Origin of the sequence: Fulvimarina endophytica (assembly GCF_003403015.1) — a bacterium.
In the GTDB taxonomy this organism is placed as follows: Bacteria; Pseudomonadota; Alphaproteobacteria; order Rhizobiales; family Rhizobiaceae; genus Fulvimarina; species Fulvimarina endophytica.
The window spans coordinates 289,294-306,120 of the sequence record NZ_QURL01000001.1; the positions used below are offsets into that span (position 1 = coordinate 289,294).

General features: G+C 62.3%; 28 protein-coding genes and 1 tRNA gene. 28 read left to right on the forward strand and 1 reads right to left on the reverse strand.

Annotated features, from left to right (window positions below; all coding sequences use genetic code 11):
- Positions 1-44 precede the first annotated feature (44 nt).
- From tuf to rplQ, 28 genes are all read left to right on the forward strand, one after another.
- Entirely contained in the window at positions 45-1,220 is a 1,176-nt protein-coding gene (gene tuf / locus DYI37_RS01130) for an elongation factor Tu (RefSeq protein WP_116681352.1), read from the forward strand.
- A gap of 165 nt (positions 1,221-1,385) precedes the next feature.
- Positions 1,386-1,694, forward strand: a complete 309-nt coding sequence (gene rpsJ, locus DYI37_RS01135; protein WP_007066362.1) for a 30S ribosomal protein S10 — start codon at positions 1,386-1,388, stop codon at positions 1,692-1,694.
- A gap of 25 nt (positions 1,695-1,719) precedes the next feature.
- Positions 1,720-2,451 (forward strand): 50S ribosomal protein L3, encoded by a 732-nt coding sequence (rplC, locus tag DYI37_RS01140; RefSeq protein ID WP_116681353.1) that lies wholly within the window; start codon positions 1,720-1,722, stop codon positions 2,449-2,451.
- Positions 2,451-3,071 (forward strand): 50S ribosomal protein L4, encoded by a 621-nt coding sequence (gene rplD / locus DYI37_RS01145; RefSeq protein ID WP_116681354.1) that lies wholly within the window; start codon positions 2,451-2,453, stop codon positions 3,069-3,071. The genes rplC and rplD overlap by 1 nt, the downstream gene beginning before the upstream one ends.
- Positions 3,068-3,361 carry a 50S ribosomal protein L23 gene (locus tag DYI37_RS01150; protein WP_116681355.1) on the forward strand — a complete coding sequence of 98 codons (294 nt, stop codon included), beginning with the start codon at positions 3,068-3,070 and terminating at the stop codon, positions 3,359-3,361. The genes rplD and DYI37_RS01150 overlap by 4 nt, the downstream gene beginning before the upstream one ends.
- 26 nt (positions 3,362-3,387) lie before the next feature.
- Positions 3,388-4,224 carry a 50S ribosomal protein L2 gene (gene rplB / locus DYI37_RS01155; RefSeq protein ID WP_116681356.1) on the forward strand — a complete coding sequence of 279 codons (837 nt, stop codon included), beginning with the start codon at positions 3,388-3,390 and terminating at the stop codon, positions 4,222-4,224.
- Between the two features lie 12 nt (positions 4,225-4,236).
- Entirely contained in the window at positions 4,237-4,515 is a 279-nt protein-coding gene (gene rpsS / locus DYI37_RS01160) for a 30S ribosomal protein S19 (RefSeq protein ID WP_116681357.1), read from the forward strand.
- A 3-nt stretch (positions 4,516-4,518) separates the two neighbouring features.
- Positions 4,519-4,908, forward strand: coding sequence for a 50S ribosomal protein L22 (gene rplV / locus DYI37_RS01165; RefSeq protein WP_116681358.1), 390 nt, complete (start codon positions 4,519-4,521; stop codon positions 4,906-4,908).
- On the forward strand, positions 4,908-5,615 hold the full coding sequence (gene rpsC / locus DYI37_RS01170; RefSeq protein WP_116681359.1) for a 30S ribosomal protein S3: 708 nt from the start codon (positions 4,908-4,910) through the stop codon (positions 5,613-5,615). Before rplV ends, rpsC begins: the two co-directional genes overlap by 1 nt.
- Before the next feature lie 25 nt (positions 5,616-5,640).
- A complete protein-coding gene (gene rplP, locus DYI37_RS01175; RefSeq protein WP_116681360.1) occupies positions 5,641-6,054 on the forward strand; it encodes a 50S ribosomal protein L16 in 414 nt (137 codons plus the stop codon).
- A gap of 12 nt (positions 6,055-6,066) precedes the next feature.
- Entirely contained in the window at positions 6,067-6,267 is a 201-nt protein-coding gene (gene rpmC / locus DYI37_RS01180; RefSeq protein WP_116681361.1) for a 50S ribosomal protein L29, read from the forward strand.
- A gap of 8 nt (positions 6,268-6,275) precedes the next feature.
- Positions 6,276-6,524: a 30S ribosomal protein S17 gene (gene rpsQ, locus DYI37_RS01185; RefSeq protein ID WP_116681362.1), complete on the forward strand. Its 249-nt coding sequence runs from the start codon at positions 6,276-6,278 to the stop codon at positions 6,522-6,524.
- Positions 6,525-6,587: 63 nt separating this feature from the next.
- A complete protein-coding gene (rplN, locus tag DYI37_RS01190) occupies positions 6,588-6,956 on the forward strand; it encodes a 50S ribosomal protein L14 (RefSeq protein WP_116681363.1) in 369 nt (122 codons plus the stop codon).
- 12 nt (positions 6,957-6,968) lie between these two features.
- A complete protein-coding gene (gene rplX, locus DYI37_RS01195; RefSeq protein ID WP_116681364.1) occupies positions 6,969-7,283 on the forward strand; it encodes a 50S ribosomal protein L24 in 315 nt (104 codons plus the stop codon).
- Positions 7,276-7,839 carry a 50S ribosomal protein L5 gene (rplE, locus tag DYI37_RS01200; protein WP_199520051.1) on the forward strand — a complete coding sequence of 188 codons (564 nt, stop codon included), beginning with the start codon at positions 7,276-7,278 and terminating at the stop codon, positions 7,837-7,839. Before rplX ends, rplE begins: the two co-directional genes overlap by 8 nt.
- Before the next feature lie 24 nt (positions 7,840-7,863).
- Positions 7,864-8,169, forward strand: coding sequence for a 30S ribosomal protein S14 (gene rpsN / locus DYI37_RS01205; protein WP_116681366.1), 306 nt, complete (start codon positions 7,864-7,866; stop codon positions 8,167-8,169).
- Between the two features lie 12 nt (positions 8,170-8,181).
- Complete coding sequence (rpsH, locus tag DYI37_RS01210) at positions 8,182-8,580, forward strand: 30S ribosomal protein S8 (RefSeq protein ID WP_116681367.1); 399 nt, start codon at positions 8,182-8,184, stop codon at positions 8,578-8,580.
- Between the two features lie 48 nt (positions 8,581-8,628).
- Positions 8,629-9,162 carry a 50S ribosomal protein L6 gene (gene rplF, locus DYI37_RS01215; RefSeq protein WP_116681368.1) on the forward strand — a complete coding sequence of 178 codons (534 nt, stop codon included), beginning with the start codon at positions 8,629-8,631 and terminating at the stop codon, positions 9,160-9,162.
- A 4-nt stretch (positions 9,163-9,166) separates the two neighbouring features.
- Positions 9,167-9,529: a 50S ribosomal protein L18 gene (rplR, locus tag DYI37_RS01220; RefSeq protein ID WP_116681369.1), complete on the forward strand. Its 363-nt coding sequence runs from the start codon at positions 9,167-9,169 to the stop codon at positions 9,527-9,529.
- Between the two features lie 118 nt (positions 9,530-9,647).
- Positions 9,648-10,229, forward strand: coding sequence for a 30S ribosomal protein S5 (gene rpsE, locus DYI37_RS01225; protein ID WP_116681370.1), 582 nt, complete (start codon positions 9,648-9,650; stop codon positions 10,227-10,229).
- 37 nt (positions 10,230-10,266) lie between these two features.
- Positions 10,267-10,455 carry a 50S ribosomal protein L30 gene (gene rpmD, locus DYI37_RS01230; RefSeq protein ID WP_116681371.1) on the forward strand — a complete coding sequence of 63 codons (189 nt, stop codon included), beginning with the start codon at positions 10,267-10,269 and terminating at the stop codon, positions 10,453-10,455.
- 108 nt (positions 10,456-10,563) lie between these two features.
- Entirely contained in the window at positions 10,564-11,019 is a 456-nt protein-coding gene (gene rplO, locus DYI37_RS01235; RefSeq protein WP_116681372.1) for a 50S ribosomal protein L15, read from the forward strand.
- A gap of 246 nt (positions 11,020-11,265) precedes the next feature.
- Entirely contained in the window at positions 11,266-12,606 is a 1,341-nt protein-coding gene (gene secY / locus DYI37_RS01240) for a preprotein translocase subunit SecY (protein ID WP_116681373.1), read from the forward strand.
- Positions 12,603-13,250, forward strand: coding sequence for an adenylate kinase (locus DYI37_RS01245; protein WP_116681374.1), 648 nt, complete (start codon positions 12,603-12,605; stop codon positions 13,248-13,250). Before secY ends, DYI37_RS01245 begins: the two co-directional genes overlap by 4 nt.
- Before the next feature lie 209 nt (positions 13,251-13,459).
- Positions 13,460-13,828: a 30S ribosomal protein S13 gene (rpsM, locus tag DYI37_RS01250; RefSeq protein ID WP_116681375.1), complete on the forward strand. Its 369-nt coding sequence runs from the start codon at positions 13,460-13,462 to the stop codon at positions 13,826-13,828.
- 127 nt (positions 13,829-13,955) lie between these two features.
- Positions 13,956-14,342, forward strand: coding sequence for a 30S ribosomal protein S11 (gene rpsK, locus DYI37_RS01255; protein WP_116681376.1), 387 nt, complete (start codon positions 13,956-13,958; stop codon positions 14,340-14,342).
- 139 nt (positions 14,343-14,481) lie between these two features.
- A complete protein-coding gene (locus DYI37_RS01260; RefSeq protein ID WP_116681377.1) occupies positions 14,482-15,534 on the forward strand; it encodes a DNA-directed RNA polymerase subunit alpha in 1,053 nt (350 codons plus the stop codon).
- A gap of 188 nt (positions 15,535-15,722) precedes the next feature.
- Positions 15,723-16,151 carry a 50S ribosomal protein L17 gene (gene rplQ / locus DYI37_RS01265; protein WP_116681378.1) on the forward strand — a complete coding sequence of 143 codons (429 nt, stop codon included), beginning with the start codon at positions 15,723-15,725 and terminating at the stop codon, positions 16,149-16,151.
- Between the two features lie 436 nt (positions 16,152-16,587).
- Here the strand turns inward: rplQ and DYI37_RS01270 are convergent.
- Positions 16,588-16,677, reverse strand: a tRNA-Ser gene (locus DYI37_RS01270).
- Between the last annotated feature and the right edge of the window lie 150 nt (positions 16,678-16,827).

Here is a 16,827-nt window from a genome sequence, read left to right on the forward strand (position 1 = left end):
CCGGCTCGTGACGAGCCAAGTCATTAAGTGAATGGAGTGCCAGAATGGCCAAGAGTAAATTCGAGCGCAACAAGCCGCATGTGAACATCGGCACGATCGGTCACGTCGACCACGGCAAGACGTCCCTGACGGCGGCGATCACGAAGTTCTTCGGCGAATTCCGCGCCTATGACCAGATCGATGCGGCGCCGGAAGAGAAGGCACGCGGCATCACGATCTCGACGGCTCACGTCGAGTACGAGACGGAAGCGCGCCACTACGCCCACGTCGATTGCCCGGGCCATGCCGACTACGTGAAGAACATGATCACGGGTGCGGCGCAGATGGACGGCGCGATCCTGGTCTGCTCGGCGGCCGACGGCCCGATGCCGCAGACCCGCGAGCACATTCTTCTCGCCCGCCAGGTCGGCGTGCCGGCGATCGTCGTGTTCCTCAACAAGGTCGACCAGGTCGACGACGAGGAGCTCCTCGAGCTGGTCGAGCTCGAAGTTCGCGAGCTTCTGTCGTCCTACGAGTTCCCGGGCGACGACATTCCGATCGTCAAGGGCTCGGCTCTGGCCGCTCTCGAGGACTCCAACAAGGAGATCGGCGAGAACGCGGTTCGCGAGCTGATGAAGGAAGTCGACGCCTACATCCCGACGCCGGCGCGTCCGATCGACCAGCCGTTCCTGATGCCGATCGAGGACGTGTTCTCGATTTCGGGTCGCGGCACGGTCGTGACGGGCCGCGTCGAGCGCGGTGTCGTGAAGGTCGGTGAGGAAGTCGAGATCGTCGGCATCAAGGACACCCGCAAGACCACGGTCACGGGCGTCGAGATGTTCCGCAAGCTGCTCGACCAGGGCCAGGCCGGCGACAATATCGGCGCGCTGATCCGCGGTGTCGATCGTGAGGGCGTGGAGCGCGGCCAGGTGCTGTGCAAGCCGGGTACGGTGAAGCCGCACACGAAGTTCAAGGCCGAAGCCTACATCCTGACCAAGGATGAGGGTGGCCGTCACACGCCGTTCTTCACGAACTACCGTCCGCAGTTCTACTTCCGCACGACGGACGTGACGGGCGTGTGCACGCTTCCCGAAGGCACCGAGATGGTGATGCCGGGCGACAACGTTGCGATGGACGTGACGCTGATCGTTCCGATCGCGATGGAAGAGAAGCTGCGCTTCGCGATCCGCGAAGGCGGCCGCACCGTCGGCGCCGGCATCGTCGCCGCGATCGTCGAGTAATCTTCGAAATGTTGGGCGCGCCCCGGCCATAGCGGGGCGCGTTTTTTCTTGGCTTTCCTGCGGGAAGGCAGGCGGTGTGGCCACCGCCATTCGAATGGCTGACAAGAAGACAAAACGATCGGAAAGCGCCGGTGACCCGGAAGGCTCCGACAGAGGACGAATGACATGAACGGCCAGAACATCCGTATCCGCCTCAAGGCGTTCGATCACCGGGTTCTCGACGCTTCCACGCGCGAGATCGTCTCGACCGCCAAGCGGACCGGCGCGAACGTGCGCGGGCCGATCCCGCTGCCGACGCGGATCGAAAAATTCACCGTGAACCGCTCGCCGCACATCGACAAGAAGTCGCGCGAGCAGTTCGAAATGCGCACCCACAAGCGTTTGCTCGACATCGTCGACCCGACGCCGCAGACGGTTGATGCGCTGATGAAGCTCGACCTCGCCGCCGGCGTCGATGTCGAGATCAAGCTCTGATTCGAGCGGGGAAGGAATGAGACCCATGCGTTCAGGAGTGATCGCTCAGAAGGTCGGGATGACCCGCATCTATAACGATGCAGGTGAGCACGTCCCGGTCACCGTCCTCAAGGTCGAGAACCTGCAGGTCGTCGGTCAGCGGACCCAGGACAAGAACGGCTATACCGCCGTTCAGGTCGGGGCTGGCCTCGCCAAGGTGAAGAACACCTCGAAGGCCATGCGCGGCGTGTTCGCGCAGGCTCAGGTCGAGCCCAAGCGGAAGCTCGTCGAGTTCCGCGTGTCCGAAGACAACATGATCGATGTCGGTGCCGAAATCACTGCCGATCATTTCGTCGAGGGCCAGATGGTCGACGTGACCGGCACGTCAATCGGTAAGGGCTTCGCCGGCGCCATGAAGCGTCACAACTTCGGTGGCATGCGCGCCACCCACGGCGTGTCCGTTTCGCACCGTGCCCACGGCTCCACCGGTCAGAACCAGGATCCGGGCAAGGTGTTCAAGGGCAAGCGCATGGCCGGCCACATGGGCCAGGTCCGTGTCACGACGCAGAACCTCCAGATCGTGCGCACCGACGCCGACAAGGGCCTGATCCTCGTTCGTGGCGCGGTTCCGGGCTCGAAGGGCGGCTGGATCGAAATCCGCGATGCCGTTAAGGCATCCTTGCCTGAGAACGCGCCGAAGCCCGCCGCCCTGCGTGCGACTGCCGGCAACGGCGCCGCCGCCGAAGAGTCCGCGGCGAATGCCGAGGGAGCCGAATAATGGACGTCACTATCAAGACCCTCGACGGCGCCGATAACGGCACCGTCACGCTGAACGAGGCGATCTTCGGCCTCGAGCCCCGCGAGGACATCCTTCACCGGATGGTGCGCTACCAGCTGGCCAAGCGTCAGCAGGGCACGCATTCGACGCTCGGCCGCTCCGACGTCGCCCGCACCGGCGCCAAGATGTACCGCCAGAAGGGCACGGGCCGCGCGCGTCACTCGACCGCCAAGGCTCCGCAGTTCCGTGGCGGTGGTATCGCGCACGGCCCGACGCCGCGCAGCCATGCGATCGACCTTCCGAAGAAGGTCCGGGCGCTCGCGCTCAAGCATGCGCTTTCGGCCAAGGCCAAGTCCGGGACGATCATCGTCGTCGACGACCTCAAGTCGGCCGATGGCAAGACCCAGGGCATGGTGAAGAGCTTCATCGATCTCGGCATCGAGAACGCGCTCGTCATCGGCGGCAAGGAACTCGATCAGAACTTCGCCCGCGCATCGCGCAACATCGCGAAGATCGACGTCCTGCCGGTCCAGGGCATCAATGTTTACGACATCCTTCGTCGCCAGACGCTCGTTCTTTCGAAGTCCGCCGTCGAAGCTCTCGAGGAGCGTTTCAAATGAGCGATGTCCGCCACTACGACGTCATCACCTCGCCGGTGATCACCGAGAAGTCGACGCTCCTGTCGGAAAACAACCAGGTCGTCTTCAACGTCCCGAAGACCGCGACCAAGCCGCAGATCAAGGCGGCCGTCGAGGCTCTGTTCGAGGTGAAGGTCGAAGCCGTGAACACGATGATCCGCAAGGGCAAAGTGAAGCGCTTCAAGGGCCGCGTCGGACGACAGAGCGATCAGAAGAAAGCCGTCGTGACCCTGGCCGAAGGTCAGTCCATCGACGTCTCGACCGGTCTTTGAGACGGTAAGACCGGAGGAAGCACATTATGGCACTGAAGAATTTCAAACCGAACACGCCGGGCCAGCGCCAGCTGGTCATCGTGGATCGCTCTGGTCTTTGGAAGGGCAAGCCGGTCAAGCATCTGACCGAAGGCCTGACCTCCAAGGGCGGCCGCAACAACACCGGTCGGATCACCGCCCGCTATCAGGGCGGCGGTCACAAGCGGACCTACCGCAAGATCGATTTCAAGCGCCGCAAGCTCGACATGACCGCAACGGTCGAGCGCCTCGAATACGATCCGAACCGCACGGCCTTCATCGCGCTCATCCGCTATGAGGACGGCGAGGTTTCCTACATCCTGGCGCCGCAGCGTCTGGCGGCTGGCGATCAGGTCGTTTCGGGCAAGTCGGGCATCGACGTGAAGCCGGGCAATGCGATGCCGCTCTCGGCGATGCCGGTCGGCACGATCGTCCACAATGTCGAGATGAAGCCGGAGAAGGGCGGTCAGATCGCCCGTTCGGCTGGCGCCTATGCCCAGCTCGTCGGTCGTGACCCGTCCATGGCGATCCTTCGCCTCAATTCGGGCGAGCAGCGCCTCGTTCCCTCGTCCTGCTTTGCGACGGTCGGTGCGGTCTCCAATCCGGACCACTCCAATATCAGCCTCGGCAAGGCCGGTCGCAAGCGCTGGCTTGGCAAGCGCCCGCATGTTCGCGGCGTCGTCATGAATCCGGTTGATCACCCGCATGGTGGTGGTGAAGGCCGGACCTCCGGTGGTCGTCACCCGGTTTCGCCCTGGGGCAAGCCGACGAAGGGCAAGCGGACGCGTTCGAACAAGGCGACCGACAAGTTCATCATGCGTTCGCGCCACCAGCGGAAGAAGTAAGGGAATTTACATATGACACGTTCCGTCTGGAAAGGCCCGTTCGTCGACGGCTACCTCCTGAAGAAGGCCGAGAAATCTCGCGAGAGCGGCCGCAACGACGTCATCAAGATCTGGAGCCGTCGCTCCACGATTCTGCCGCAGTTCGTCGGACTTACGTTCGGCGTCTACAACGGTAACAAGCACATCCCGGTTTCGGTGAACGAGGACATGGTCGGCCACAAGTTCGGCGAGTTCTCCCCGACGCGGACCTATTACGGCCACGGCGCCGACAAGAAGGCGAAGAGGAAGTAAATCATGGGCAAGGCGAAAGCTGAGCGTCAGCTCAAGGACAACGAGGCGAGAGCCGTTGCCCGCTCGATCCGCGTCAGTCCCCAGAAGCTCAACCTCGTCGCGGCGCTGATCCGCGGCAAGAAGGTGAACCGGGCCCTCGCGGATCTCGAATTCTCGCGCAAGCGCATTTCCGATACGGTCAAGAAGACCCTTGAAAGTGCGATCGCGAACGCCGAAAACAACCACGACCTCGATGTCGATTCGCTGATCGTCGCCGAGGCCTATGTCGGCAAATCGATCACGATGAAGCGCTTTCATGCCCGTGGCCGCGGTCGCGCCAGCCGGGTTGAAAAGCCGTTCTCCCATCTGACGATCGTCGTCCGTGAGGTTGAAGAACTCGAGGAGGCCGCGTAATGGGTCAGAAAATCAACCCGACCGGCTTCCGGCTCGGGATCAACCGTACCTGGGACAGCCGCTGGTTCGCGGCTGGCCGTGAATATGGGTCGCTGCTGCATGAGGATCTGAAGATCCGCAAGTTCCTGCTTGAAGAGCTCAAGCAGGCTGCGGTCTCGAAGATCGTCATCGAGCGTCCGCACAAGAAGTGCCGCATCTCGATCCACTCGGCCCGCCCGGGTATCGTGATCGGCAAGAAGGGCGCCGACATCGAGAAGCTTCGCAAGAAGCTGTCCTCGATGACGAACGCCGAGACGCACATCAACATCGTCGAGGTGCGCAAGCCCGAGACCGATGCCACGCTGGTCGCTCAGTCGATCGCCCAGCAGCTGGAGCGCCGCGTTGCGTTCCGCCGCGCCATGAAGCGGGCCGTTCAGTCGGCCATGCGTCTTGGCGCTGAAGGCATCCGCATCAATTGCGGCGGTCGTCTCGGCGGCGCCGAGATCGCCCGGACCGAATGGTACCGCGAGGGACGCGTTCCCCTGCATACCCTTCGCGCCGACGTCGACTATGGAACCGCCGAGGCCGAGACGGCCTACGGCATCTGCGGCGTCAAGGTCTGGATCTTCAAGGGCGAGATCCTCGAGCACGATCCGATGGCGTCTGAGCGTCGTCAGGTCGAAGGCGAATCGCAGGGCGGTGGCAACCGTCGTCGCGAACACGCCTAAGCGACTAGCATTCGGAGATTAGAAGATGCTGCAGCCAAAGCGCACGAAATACCGGAAGGCGTTCAAGGGCCGCATCCATGGAAACGCCAAGGGCGGGACCGCACTGAATTTCGGTGCGTTCGGCCTCAAGGCGGTGGATCCGGAGCGTGTCACCGCACGCCAGATCGAGGCGGCCCGCCGCGCGATCACCCGTCACATGAAGCGCCAGGGCCGCGTGTGGATCCGGATCTTCCCGGATCTGCCCGTGACGTCCAAGCCGACCGAAGTCCGTATGGGTAAGGGCAAAGGTTCCGTCGATTACTGGGCGGCCCGGGTTCATCCCGGCCGTATCATGTTCGAAATCGACGGCGTCGACGAGCTCATTGCCCGTGAGGCGCTGCGCCTGGGAGCTGCGAAGCTTCCCGTCCGCACGCGCTTCATCCAGCGTATCGCCGAGTAAGGAGAGTTTGACGTGAAAGCTTCCGACGTCAGATCGATGACCCAGGACGAACTCACCGACGAGCTCGTAAAGCTGAAGAAAGAGCAGTTCAACCTGCGTTTCCAGCGTGCCACGGGTCAGCTCGAAAACACCGCCCGCGTGCGTCAGATCCGTCGCGACATCGCGCGGATCAAGACCATCTCCGCCCAGAAGGCGGCTGGGGCTCAGGCCTGAGGACCACTATGCCGAAACGAATTCTACAGGGAACCGTCGTTTCCGATAAGAACGACAAGACGATCGTCGTCCTGGTGGAGCGCCGCTTCACCCACGCTCTCTTCAAGAAGACCGTGCGTCGGACCAAGCGCTACAAGGCGCACGACGAGAACAACCAGTTCAAGGTCGGCGACCGCGTTTCGATCCAGGAAACTCGTCCGCTCTCGCGCGACAAGAACTGGATCGTGGTCACCGAGGATACCGCTGTCGCGGGTTGAGTAATGTTCCGGGAGTGGCGCCGATCACGGCGTTCCCGGCAGTAGCTTATAAGGCGAGCTGACATGATTCAGATGCAAACAAACTTGGACGTGGCCGATAATTCGGGCGCCCGCCGCGTTATGTGCATCAAAGTTCTGGGCGGTTCCAAGCGCAAGTATGCTTCCGTGGGCGACATCATCGTCGTCTCCATCAAGGAAGCCATTCCGCGTGGACGCGTCAAGAAGGGCGATGTGGCAAAGGCGGTCGTGGTACGCACGGCCAAGGACATCCGTCGCGCCGACGGAACGGTGATTCGTTTCGACACGAACGCCGCCGTCCTGATCAACAACAACAAAGAGCCCATCGGCACGCGCATCTTTGGCCCGGTTCCTCGCGAACTGCGCGCCAAGAACCATATGCGTATCGTGTCCTTGGCACCTGAAGTTCTTTAAGGGGAGCGGACGATGAACAGACTCCGTAAGGGCGACACCGTCGTCGTGCTCGCCGGCAAGGACAAGGGCCGGTCGGGCGAAATCGTGCAGATGATGCCGAAGGATGAAAAGGCGCTCGTGCGCGGCGTGAACATGGTGAAGCGTCACCAGCGCCAGACGCAGAACACCGAAGCCGGCATCATCAACAAGGAAGCGCCGATCCATCTGTCGAACCTCGCTCTCGCCGATCCGAAGGACGGCAAGGCGACTCGCGTCGGGATCAAGGTCAAGGACGATGGCAAGAAGGTCCGCTTCGCCAAGCGTTCGGGAGAAGAGATCAATGGCTGAAGCCGCGTCCTCCTATGAGCCGCGCCTGAAGGGCGTCTACCGCGACGAGATCCGTGGCAAGCTGCAGGAGCAGTTTTCCTACAAGAACCCCATGCAGGTTCCCCGGATCGAGAAGGTCGTGATCAATATGGGCGTCGGCGAAGCGACCGGTGACTCCAAGAAGCCTTCGAACGCTGCGGAATCGCTCGCTTTGATCGCGGGCCAGAAACCTGTTATCACCCGGGCCACGAAGTCGATCGCCGGCTTCAAGGTGCGTGAAGGCATGCCGATCGGCACGAAGGTCACGCTCCGCAAGGACCGCATGTACGAATTCATCGATCGTCTCGTGCAGATCGCTCTGCCGCGCGTTCGTGACTTCCGCGGTCTCAACCCGAAAAGCTTCGATGGCAATGGCAACTTCGCCATGGGCATCAAGGAACACATCGTTTTCCCCGAGATCAACTACGACAAGGTCGATCAGATGTGGGGAATGGACATCATCGTTTGCACGACGGCGACCACCGACGAGGAAGCACGCGCTCTTCTGACCGCGTTCAACTTCCCCTTCCGCCAGTAACGGCATTCGAGAAAGGATCATATCATGGCCAAAAAAGGCATGATCGAGCAGAACAAGCATCGCCAGGAAATGGTCGCGAAGTACGCGGCCAAGCGCGCTGCTCTGAAGGCGATCACGAAGAACGCCGATGCGCCGATGGAAGAGCGGTTCAAGGCACAGCTGGAACTCGCCGACCTGCCGCGCAACTCGTCGAAGGTTCGCATCCGCAACCGTTGCGAGGTCTCCGGCCGTCCGCGGGCCTACTACCGCAAGCTCAAGATGAGCCGTATCGCGCTTCGTGAACTCGGCAACAACGGCCAGATCCCCGGCCTCGTCAAGTCAAGCTGGTAAGGAGAGCCTCTCATGCAGTTGTCCGATCCGCTTGGCGATATGCTGACCCGCATCCGCAATGCGCTCATGCGCAACAAGACGAGCGTTTCCACGCCGGCTTCCAAGCTGCGTGGCCGCGTTCTGGATGTCCTCAAGGAAGAGGGTTACATCCGCGGCTACACGGTGACCGAGCACGGCACCGGCAAGACCGAGTTCGATATCGAACTAAAGTATTACGAGGGCGCGCCGGTCATCCGCGAGATCGCCCGCGTCTCCAAGCCTGGCCGTCGCGTCTACGTTTCGGCCAAGACCATTCCGCAGGTTGCGAACGGCCTCGGTGTCACCGTGCTCTCGACGCCCAAGGGCGTGATGGCCGATCATGCCGCGCGCGAGCAGAACGTGGGCGGTGAGGTTCTCTGCCAGGTCCTCTAAGGATCACCGGCTAGAGACGTCACAGAGCAAACGGACAGGGTTTCGAATATGTCTCGTATTGGTAAGAAGCCGGTCGCTGTGCCCAATGGCGTGACTGCCTCGGTCGAGGGGCAGACGGTCAAGGCGAAGGGACCGAAGGGCGAACTGTCGTTCGTCGTGAACGACGAGGTTCTCGTCAAGATGGAAGATGGCGCGATCAAGGTGGATCCGCGCGATCAGTCCAAGGAAGCACGGTCGAAGTGGGGCATGAGCCGCACGATGATCCAGAACATCATGACCGGTGTCGTCGCGGGCTTCGAGAAGAAGCTCGAGATCTCGGGCGTCGGTTACCGCGCGGCGAAGCAGGGCAACAACCTGCAGCTCTCGCTCGGTTTCTCGCATGAAGTCGTCTACCAGACGCCGTCCGGTATCGACATCACCGTTCCGAAGCCGACCGAGATCATCGTCACCGGCATCGACAAGCAGCGCGTCGGACAGGTCGCTTCCGAGATCCGCGAATACAGACCGCCGGAGCCCTACAAGGGCAAGGGCGTGAAGTATGCCGGCGAGAAGATCGTCCGCAAGGAAGGCAAGAAGAAGTAAGGTCATGGCTAGCACGAAAGATACAATGCGTCGCCGGGCCGAGCGCATCCGTCGCGCCGTCAAGAAGGTCGCGAACGGTCGTCCGCGTCTCTCGGTTCATCGCTCTTCCAAGCACATCTATGCGCAGATCATCGACGACAGCGTCGGACGGACGCTGGCTTCGGCCTCTTCGCTCGATGCCAAGCTCAAGGGTGATCTGAAGACCGGTGCCGATGTGGAGGCCGCTGCCGCCGTTGGCAAGCTGGTCGCCGAGCGGGCGAAGGAAGCCGGCGTCTCCGACGTCGTCTTCGACCGCGGCTCCTTCATCTATCACGGCCGCGTCAAGGCGGTCGCAGAGGGCGCCCGCGAAGGCGGCCTCAACTTCTGATCTTCCGTTAACCGGTACCTTCGTGTATCGGGAAACTGCAAGACTGACGGAACGGGCGGCCCGATCGGCGCCCGTTCTTTTCGCAATGACGCCTCCGGAAAAAAACAAGGACTAGGATATGGCGCCTCGCAACGATCGCAGAGACGAACAGGATGATGGTTTCGTCGACAAGCTCGTTCACATCAATCGCGTCGCCAAGGTGGTGAAGGGTGGACGCCGGTTCGGCTTCGCCGCTCTCGTCGTCGTCGGCGACCTCAAGGGCCGCGTCGGCTTTGGCCACGGCAAGGCTCGGGAAGTTCCCGAAGCCATCCGCAAGGCGACGGAAGCCGCCAAGCGCGATCTCATCTTCGTTCCGCTGCGCGACGGCCGCACGCTGCATCACGACGTGCACGGCCGTCACGGCGCCGGCAAGGTTCTGATGCGGACGGCCGAGGCCGGAACCGGCATCATCGCCGGTGGTCCGATGCGCGCCGTCTTCGAAGCGGTCGGCATGCACGACGTCGTTGCGAAGTCGCTCGGTTCGTCGAACCCCTACAACATGGTCCGCGCGACCTTCGAGGGCCTGAAGGCCGCCACGCACCCCAAGGACGTCGCTGCCAAGCGCGGAATTAAATATTCCGAGCTGCAGGCGCGCCGCCAGGCTGCCACCGGCCATCACAACCAGGCTGAAGCGTCGGAGGAAGCCGCTGACGCCGCTTGAGGCGTAAGCGGTTATCCGATCAGAGGAGAACACTTCGATGGCTGACAAGACTGTGACGGTCGTTCAGACGGGTAGCCCCATCCGTCGCGCCAAGGATCAGCGGCAGACCCTCGTGGGTCTCGGGCTCAACAAGCTGCATCGGCAGCGGACGCTCGAGGACACGCCTGCGGTTCGCGGCATGATCGCCAAGGTCGCCCACCTGGTTCAGGTGGTCGAGAAGGCTTGATTTCGCTGGCGGACGGGGTTTCCTCGTCCGCCCCGCTCATTTCAGCGCGGTGTCCAGGCCCTGCGTCGCTCGATTTGCGGACGCGCCGGGGACCGCTGGAGAGATACTATGAAACTCAACGAACTGTCCGACAACGAAGGCGCGACCCACGCCCGCAAGCGTGTCGGTCGTGGCATCGGGTCCGGCTCCGGCAAGACCGGCGGTCGCGGCGTCAAGGGTCAGAAGTCCCGTTCGGGTGTCGCGATCAACGGCTACGAGGGCGGACAGATGCCGCTTTATCGTCGTCTTCCGAAGCGCGGCTTCACGAATATCTTCGCGAAGAACTTCACCACGATTTCGGTCGGCCGCCTGCAGCAGGCGATCGATGCTGGGCGTCTCGATGCTTCCAGCGAGATCGACGTTGCGGCGCTGATCGCCGCCGGCATCGTACGCCGCGCCAAGGACGGCGTTCGCGTGCTGGGTGACGGCGAAGTGACGTCGAAGGTCACGCTCAACGTCGCCGGCGCCTCGAAGTCGGCCGTGGAGAAGATCGAAAAGGCAGGCGGGTCGATCAAGACCGCCTGATATCGTCGATTTTCGGCGGGCCGTTTCCGGTCCGCCCGATCGGTCTGAGCCTTTCCAGCCCGTTCCGTCCGGTCCCTCGGTCGGGACGGGCTTTTTTGATCGTAGGTCGCGTCCAGGCAGCCTTGCTTGCGTCCCATTCGTCACCGGCTTATGTGTCGACGAACCTGGCGCGGCATCTGACTCGCGACGGCGCGAGCGCGCCCGTATCCGTACGGTTCCGGGCAGGAATTCTTGGAGAACGCCCATATGGCATCGGCAGCGGAACAACTTGCCGCCAATCTGAATTTCTCCGCCTTTTCGAAGGCCGAGGATCTCAAGAAGCGTATCTGGTTCACCCTCGGCGCACTGATCGTCTACCGGCTCGGGACATATATCCCGATGCCCGGCATCGATCCTGACGCGCTGTCGCAGGCGTTCCAGCAGCAGTCGAGCGGTATCCTCGGCCTCTTCAACATGTTCTCCGGCGGTGCCGTCGGGCGCATGGCGATCTTTGCGCTCGGGATCATGCCCTATATCTCGGCCTCGATCATTATTCAGCTGATGACGTCCGTCGTCCCGTCGCTCGAAGCCCTGAAGAAGGAAGGCGAGCAAGGCCGGAAGGTCATCAATCAGTATACCCGCTACGGCACGGTTCTCCTTGCCATGGTGCAGGCCTACGGGATCGCCGCGGGCCTCCAGACCCAGACTGGAATCGTCGTCGATCCGGGCTGGTTCTTTACGGTCTCGGCCGTGATCACGCTCGTCGGCGGCACGATGTTCCTGATGTGGCTCGGTGAGCAGATCACCTCGCGCGGCATCGGCAACGGCATCTCGCTCATCATCTTCGCCGGTATCGTGGCACACCTGCCTTCGGCACTCGCGAACCTGCTCGAACTCGGCCGCACCGGCTCGCTCTCGACGGCCGTGATCATCATCGTCATCGCGCTGGCGATCGGTACGGTCGCGATGATCGTGTTCTTCGAGCGCGCCCAGCGCCGCCTGCTGATCCAGTACCCGAAGCGCCAGGTCGGCAATCGCATGTTCCAGGGAGATACCTCCCACCTGCCGCTGAAGCTCAATACCGCCGGTGTCATTCCGCCGATCTTTGCGTCCTCGCTTCTGCTGCTGCCGGTGACGATCGCCAATTTCGCGCAGACCGACGAACTGCCTGACTGGGCGACGTCGATCGTCGCATCCCTCGGTCACGGCCAGCCGCTCTACATGATCTTCTATGCGGGGCTGATCGCCTTCTTTGCCTTCTTTTACACGGCCGTCGTGTTCAGCCCGAAGGACACGGCCGACAACCTGAAGAAGCATGGCGGTTTCATTCCGGGCATCCGTCCGGGCGAGCGGACGGCGGACCATATCGATTACGTCCTGACCCGTATCACGGTGGTCGGCGCGATCTATCTCGTCCTCGTCTGTCTATTGCCCGAATTTCTCATATCGGCGGCCGGTGTTCCGTTCTATCTCGGCGGTACGTCGCTGCTGATCGTCGTCAGTGTCACGATGGACACGGTCGCGCAGGTTCAAGGACACCTTCTGGCCCATCAGTATGAGGGCCTGATCAAGAAGTCCAAACTCAGAGGGGGAAAACGAGGCCGATGAGACTGATACTGTTAGGGCCGCCGGGTGCGGGCAAGGGAACCCAGGCCAAGCGTCTCGTCGAACAGCATGGTGTGCCGCAGCTCTCGACCGGGGACATGCTCCGGTCGGCCGTTGCGAACCAGACGGATGTCGGCAAGCGGGCGAAATCCATCATGGATGCCGGCGAGCTCGTTCCGGACGAAGTGGTGAACCAGATCGTCTCCGATCGGATCGAGGAGCCCGATTGCGCGAACGGCTTCATTCTCGATGGTTTTCCGCGGACGCTGAAGCAGGCTGATGCCCTCGCGGAGATCCTCGAGGGGAAGGGACTGAACCTTGACCGGGTCGTCGAGATGCAGGTCGACGACGACGCGCTCGTTCATCGCATCACGGGTCGCTTCACCTGCAAAAGCTGCGGTGCGCTCTACCACGAGACGGACATGCCGCCCCAGAAGGAGGGCGTCTGTGACGTCTGCGGGTCGACGGAGTTCGTTCGCCGGGAGGACGACAACGAGCAGACGGTCCGCAAGCGGCTGCGTGCCTATTACAAGGACACATCTCCGCTGATCGGATATTACCATGCCAAGGGGAGCCTCGCGCGCGTCGACGGCATGAAGGAGATCGACACGGTGACCCGGTCGATCGAGGCAGCCATCAAGGGCTGAAAAGACCTGCGAGACGAGGCACTGCGGGTGGCACGGTTTCGTCTTCGCTTGACTTGTCAAGCGGTGTTTTCTATAGCGTGGGCCATCCGCGAATCCGTTGCGATCGATGGAGGCTCTGCTCAATCGGGTCGAGCCGCATCGGTCGCTTTTGGTCGTAGCCATCATGTTCGATGGACCGGCCGCAAACCCAGAATTTTAGGAGTAAGGACGTGGCACGTATCGCTGGCGTCAATATCCCGACGAGCAAACGCGCGGTCATCGCGCTTCAGTACATCCATGGCATCGGCCCGGCCCTCGCCAAGCAGATCATGCAGCGCGCGAACCTCACCGAGGATCGCCGCGTCAACGACCTGACGGATGCCGAAGTTCTCCAGATCCGCGAGATCATCGATCGCGACTTCCAGGTCGAGGGTGACCTTCGTCGTGAAACCTCGATGAACATCAAGCGCCTGATGGACCTCGGCTGCTATCGCGGCCTGCGTCATCGCCGCTCGCTGCCGGTCCGCGGTCAGCGCACGCACACCAATGCCCGCACCCGCAAGGGTCCGGCCAAGGCGATCGCCGGCAAGAAGAAGTAACGGCGCCGGGCGCAAGGCCCGGTGTCTCGATCGGGGCCGTGGGGCAGGGCGCTTAGCCTCGCCCATCACCCGTATCTGGTGGAGCCGCTGGTATCACGGCGGTGCTGAGATCCTAGAAAGTTAGAAAATGGCCAAAGAACAACGCGTTCGCCGCCGCGAGCGGAAGAACATTTCCGCAGGCGTCGCCCACGTCAATTCGACCTTCAACAACACGCTGATCACGATCACGGATGCTCAGGGAAACACGATTTCCTGGTCCTCCGCCGGCGCACAGGGTTTCAAGGGTTCGCGCAAGTCGACCCCGTTCGCCGCGCAGATCGCAGCCGAAGATTGCGCCAAAAAGGCGCAGGAGCACGGCATGCGCACGCTGGAAGTCGAGGTCTGCGGACCCGGTTCCGGACGTGAGTCCGCCCTTCGCGCCCTCCAGGCTGCCGGCTTCACGATCACCTCGATCCGCGACGTGACCCCGATCCCGCACAACGGTGTTCGGCCGCGCAAGAAGCGCCGCGTCTAATAGCCTGTTCGGCCCGCGCGAATGGTGCGGGTCCCGCTGTTTCGTCGTCGCGCCGTAGCCCCACCGGGTCGCGGCGCTTCGACGTGTCAGAACCCATCGCCACGAATGGATGGTGGCGAGGAAACTGAAAGGCATCCACATGATTGCTAGCAACTGGCAAGACCTCTCCAAGCCGAACCAGGTCGTGTTCAAGGGCAGCGGGCGCACCAAGGCCTCGCTGACCGCCGAACCGCTGGAGCGCGGCTTCGGGCTGACGCTGGGCAACGCCCTGCGCCGAGTCCTCCTGTCGTCGCTTCAGGGCGCCGCGGTCACCGCCGTCCAGATCGATGGCGTTCTCCACGAATTCTCCTCGATCCCGGGTGTTCGCGAGGATGTGACGGACATCGTCCTCAACATCAAGGAAATCAACATCGGCATGCAGGGCGAAGGCCCGAAGCGGATGGTGGTTCGCAAGCAGGGACCGGGCGTCGTTCGCGCCGGCGACATTCAGACCGTCGGCGACATCGAGATCCTGAACCCGGATCACGAGATCTGCACCCTCGACGAGGGCGCCGAGATCCGCATGGAATTCACGGTCAACACCGGCAAGGGCTACATCCCGGCCGACCAGAACCGGGCCGAAGACGCCCCGATCGGACTGATCCCGATCGACGCGCTGTTCTCGCCGGTGAAGAAAGTGTCCTACAAGGTCGAGAACACCCGCGAGGGGCAGGATCTCAACAAGGACAAGCTCACCATGCAGATCGAGACCGATGGTTCGATCTCCGGTGAGGATGCCGTCGCCTATGCGGCGCGCATCATTCAGGACCAGCTTTCGGTGTTCGTCAACTTCGAGGAGCCGCAGCGCGACCAGCGCGGCATGGCGATCGGCGTCGGTGTCTCCGGTGGTGCGACGGCCGAAGAGCCGATGCAGGAGCTCTCCTTCAACCCGGCGCTTCTCAAGAAGGTCGACGAGCTCGAGCTCTCGGTCCGCTCGGCGAATTGCCTGAAGAACGACAACATCGTCTATATCGGCGATCTCATCCAGAAGACCGAGGCGGAGATGCTTCGCACGCCGAATTTCGGCCGCAAGTCGCTGAACGAGATCAAGGAAGTTCTGGCGTCCATGGGCCTCCATCTCGGAATGGAAGTGCAGGCCTGGCCGCCCGAGAACATCGACGATCTGGCCAAGCGCTACGAAGATCAGTACTGAGCATCATACTCGGTGCGGAGGTCTTCGGACCTCGAGCGAGAAGGGCGCCGGCGGTCTCCGCCGGTGTCATGCAGAGAGAATGATTCAAAGGAACGGCGACACGTCGCTCGCGGCGTGGACGCAAAGATCCCGACCTTCAGCCGAGACATGGGTCTCGAGCTGACTCTTGATTCAAGGAAACCCAAACCATGCGTCACGGCAATCACGGCCGCAAACTCAATCGGACCGCCAGCCATCGCAAGGCGATGTTCAAGAACATGGCGACGGCGCTCATCACCCACGAGCAGATCGTCACCACCCTGCCGAAGGCCAAGGAACTGCGTCCGATCGTCGAGAAGCTCATCACGCTCGGCAAGCGCGGCGACCTGCATGCACGCCGGCAGGCCTTCGCCAAGCTTCGCGACGAATCGGCGGTCGCCAAGCTGTTCGACGCCCTGTCCAGCCGCTATGCCGAGCGCCAGGGCGGCTATACCCGCGTTCTGAAGGCCGGCTTCCGCTACGGCGACAACGCGCCGATGGCCGTGATCGAACTGGTCGACCGCGATCCCGAAGCCCGTGGCGCCCCCGACCGCGCCCGCCTCGAAGCCGAGGAGAAGGCAGAGAACGAAGCAGCCTGATCACGGCCGTTCGCGTTCGATAGCAGATGAGGAAAGGGGCCCGAGCGGCCCCTTTTTCGTGTCCGTCGGAAAGGCGGCGCTCCGGCATAAGGGCGTTCCAGACATCTGCGTCGATGACACGTGCGGTCCGCCAGCCCGGCTTCGGGTGCGCCGTACTCGTCGACCTGACGATATTATTTCGCGTCCGGCTGTGATGAGGAGTGGTGACCGGGGTCACTCTCCGAACGACGATATAAAAAGCACGTCGAATCTCAACCCGGCGATCTTGCCGATCTCCGATCTGTCAGCGAAGCGATGAGTGGAACCGTCGTGCAGGCGGCAACGTCGATAGCGGGACTGTATAACGATGAACGGCCGGTGAAGCGGACCTGCTATTCGAACCGTCCGCTTGCCAGCGCACATCTCGATCAGTCGCAGACTGCGACAGAGGCAATAGTGGCGGATGGGGTGGGATTCGAACCCACGGTACGGTCTCCCGCACGCCGGTTTTCAAGACCGGTTCCTTAAACCACTCGGACACCCATCCGTGCCTTGATTTGGTTCGCTCTTCCGGTTGATGCGCGGCGTGAAAACAGCCGGTGTCACCGAATTGCGACCGAATGGTCATGAGGCAGGCTTTAGCGCTTGACGAAGCAGCCGGTCAACCTGGGGAACGGCGTCTTGCTGCACTCCCGAT

Bases quoted from the DNA above. Each gene is read 5' to 3' on its own strand.
- rpsH (WP_116681367.1), top strand. From the start codon at position 8,182: ATGCAGTTGTCCGATCCGCTTGGCGATATGCTGACCCGCATCCGCAAT.
- DYI37_RS01260 (WP_116681377.1), top strand. From the start codon at position 14,482: ATGATTGCTAGCAACTGGCAAGACCTCTCCAAGCCGAACCAGGTCGTG.
- rpsK (WP_116681376.1), top strand. From the start codon at position 13,956: ATGGCCAAAGAACAACGCGTTCGCCGCCGCGAGCGGAAGAACATTTCC.
- rplP (WP_116681360.1), top strand. From the start codon at position 5,641: ATGCTGCAGCCAAAGCGCACGAAATACCGGAAGGCGTTCAAGGGCCGC.
- rplX (WP_116681364.1), top strand. From the start codon at position 6,969: ATGAACAGACTCCGTAAGGGCGACACCGTCGTCGTGCTCGCCGGCAAG.
- rplD (WP_116681354.1), top strand. From the start codon at position 2,451: ATGGACGTCACTATCAAGACCCTCGACGGCGCCGATAACGGCACCGTC.
- rplO (WP_116681372.1), top strand. From the start codon at position 10,564: ATGAAACTCAACGAACTGTCCGACAACGAAGGCGCGACCCACGCCCGC.
- rplR (WP_116681369.1), top strand. From the start codon at position 9,167: ATGGCTAGCACGAAAGATACAATGCGTCGCCGGGCCGAGCGCATCCGT.
- rpsN (WP_116681366.1), top strand. From the start codon at position 7,864: ATGGCCAAAAAAGGCATGATCGAGCAGAACAAGCATCGCCAGGAAATG.
- rpsS (WP_116681357.1), top strand. From the start codon at position 4,237: ATGACACGTTCCGTCTGGAAAGGCCCGTTCGTCGACGGCTACCTCCTG.
- rplQ (WP_116681378.1), top strand. From the start codon at position 15,723: ATGCGTCACGGCAATCACGGCCGCAAACTCAATCGGACCGCCAGCCAT.
- secY (WP_116681373.1), top strand. From the start codon at position 11,266: ATGGCATCGGCAGCGGAACAACTTGCCGCCAATCTGAATTTCTCCGCC.
- rplV (WP_116681358.1), top strand. From the start codon at position 4,519: ATGGGCAAGGCGAAAGCTGAGCGTCAGCTCAAGGACAACGAGGCGAGA.
- rplC (WP_116681353.1), top strand. From the start codon at position 1,720: ATGCGTTCAGGAGTGATCGCTCAGAAGGTCGGGATGACCCGCATCTAT.
- DYI37_RS01150 (WP_116681355.1), top strand. From the start codon at position 3,068: ATGAGCGATGTCCGCCACTACGACGTCATCACCTCGCCGGTGATCACC.
- rplN (WP_116681363.1), top strand. From the start codon at position 6,588: ATGATTCAGATGCAAACAAACTTGGACGTGGCCGATAATTCGGGCGCC.
- rplE (WP_199520051.1), top strand. From the start codon at position 7,276: ATGGCTGAAGCCGCGTCCTCCTATGAGCCGCGCCTGAAGGGCGTCTAC.
- rpsE (WP_116681370.1), top strand. From the start codon at position 9,648: ATGGCGCCTCGCAACGATCGCAGAGACGAACAGGATGATGGTTTCGTC.
- rpsC (WP_116681359.1), top strand. From the start codon at position 4,908: ATGGGTCAGAAAATCAACCCGACCGGCTTCCGGCTCGGGATCAACCGT.
- rplF (WP_116681368.1), top strand. From the start codon at position 8,629: ATGTCTCGTATTGGTAAGAAGCCGGTCGCTGTGCCCAATGGCGTGACT.
- rpmD (WP_116681371.1), top strand. From the start codon at position 10,267: ATGGCTGACAAGACTGTGACGGTCGTTCAGACGGGTAGCCCCATCCGT.
- rpsJ (WP_007066362.1), top strand. From the start codon at position 1,386: ATGAACGGCCAGAACATCCGTATCCGCCTCAAGGCGTTCGATCACCGG.
- rplB (WP_116681356.1), top strand. From the start codon at position 3,388: ATGGCACTGAAGAATTTCAAACCGAACACGCCGGGCCAGCGCCAGCTG.
- tuf (WP_116681352.1), top strand. From the start codon at position 45: ATGGCCAAGAGTAAATTCGAGCGCAACAAGCCGCATGTGAACATCGGC.
- DYI37_RS01245 (WP_116681374.1), top strand. From the start codon at position 12,603: ATGAGACTGATACTGTTAGGGCCGCCGGGTGCGGGCAAGGGAACCCAG.
- rpsQ (WP_116681362.1), top strand. From the start codon at position 6,276: ATGCCGAAACGAATTCTACAGGGAACCGTCGTTTCCGATAAGAACGAC.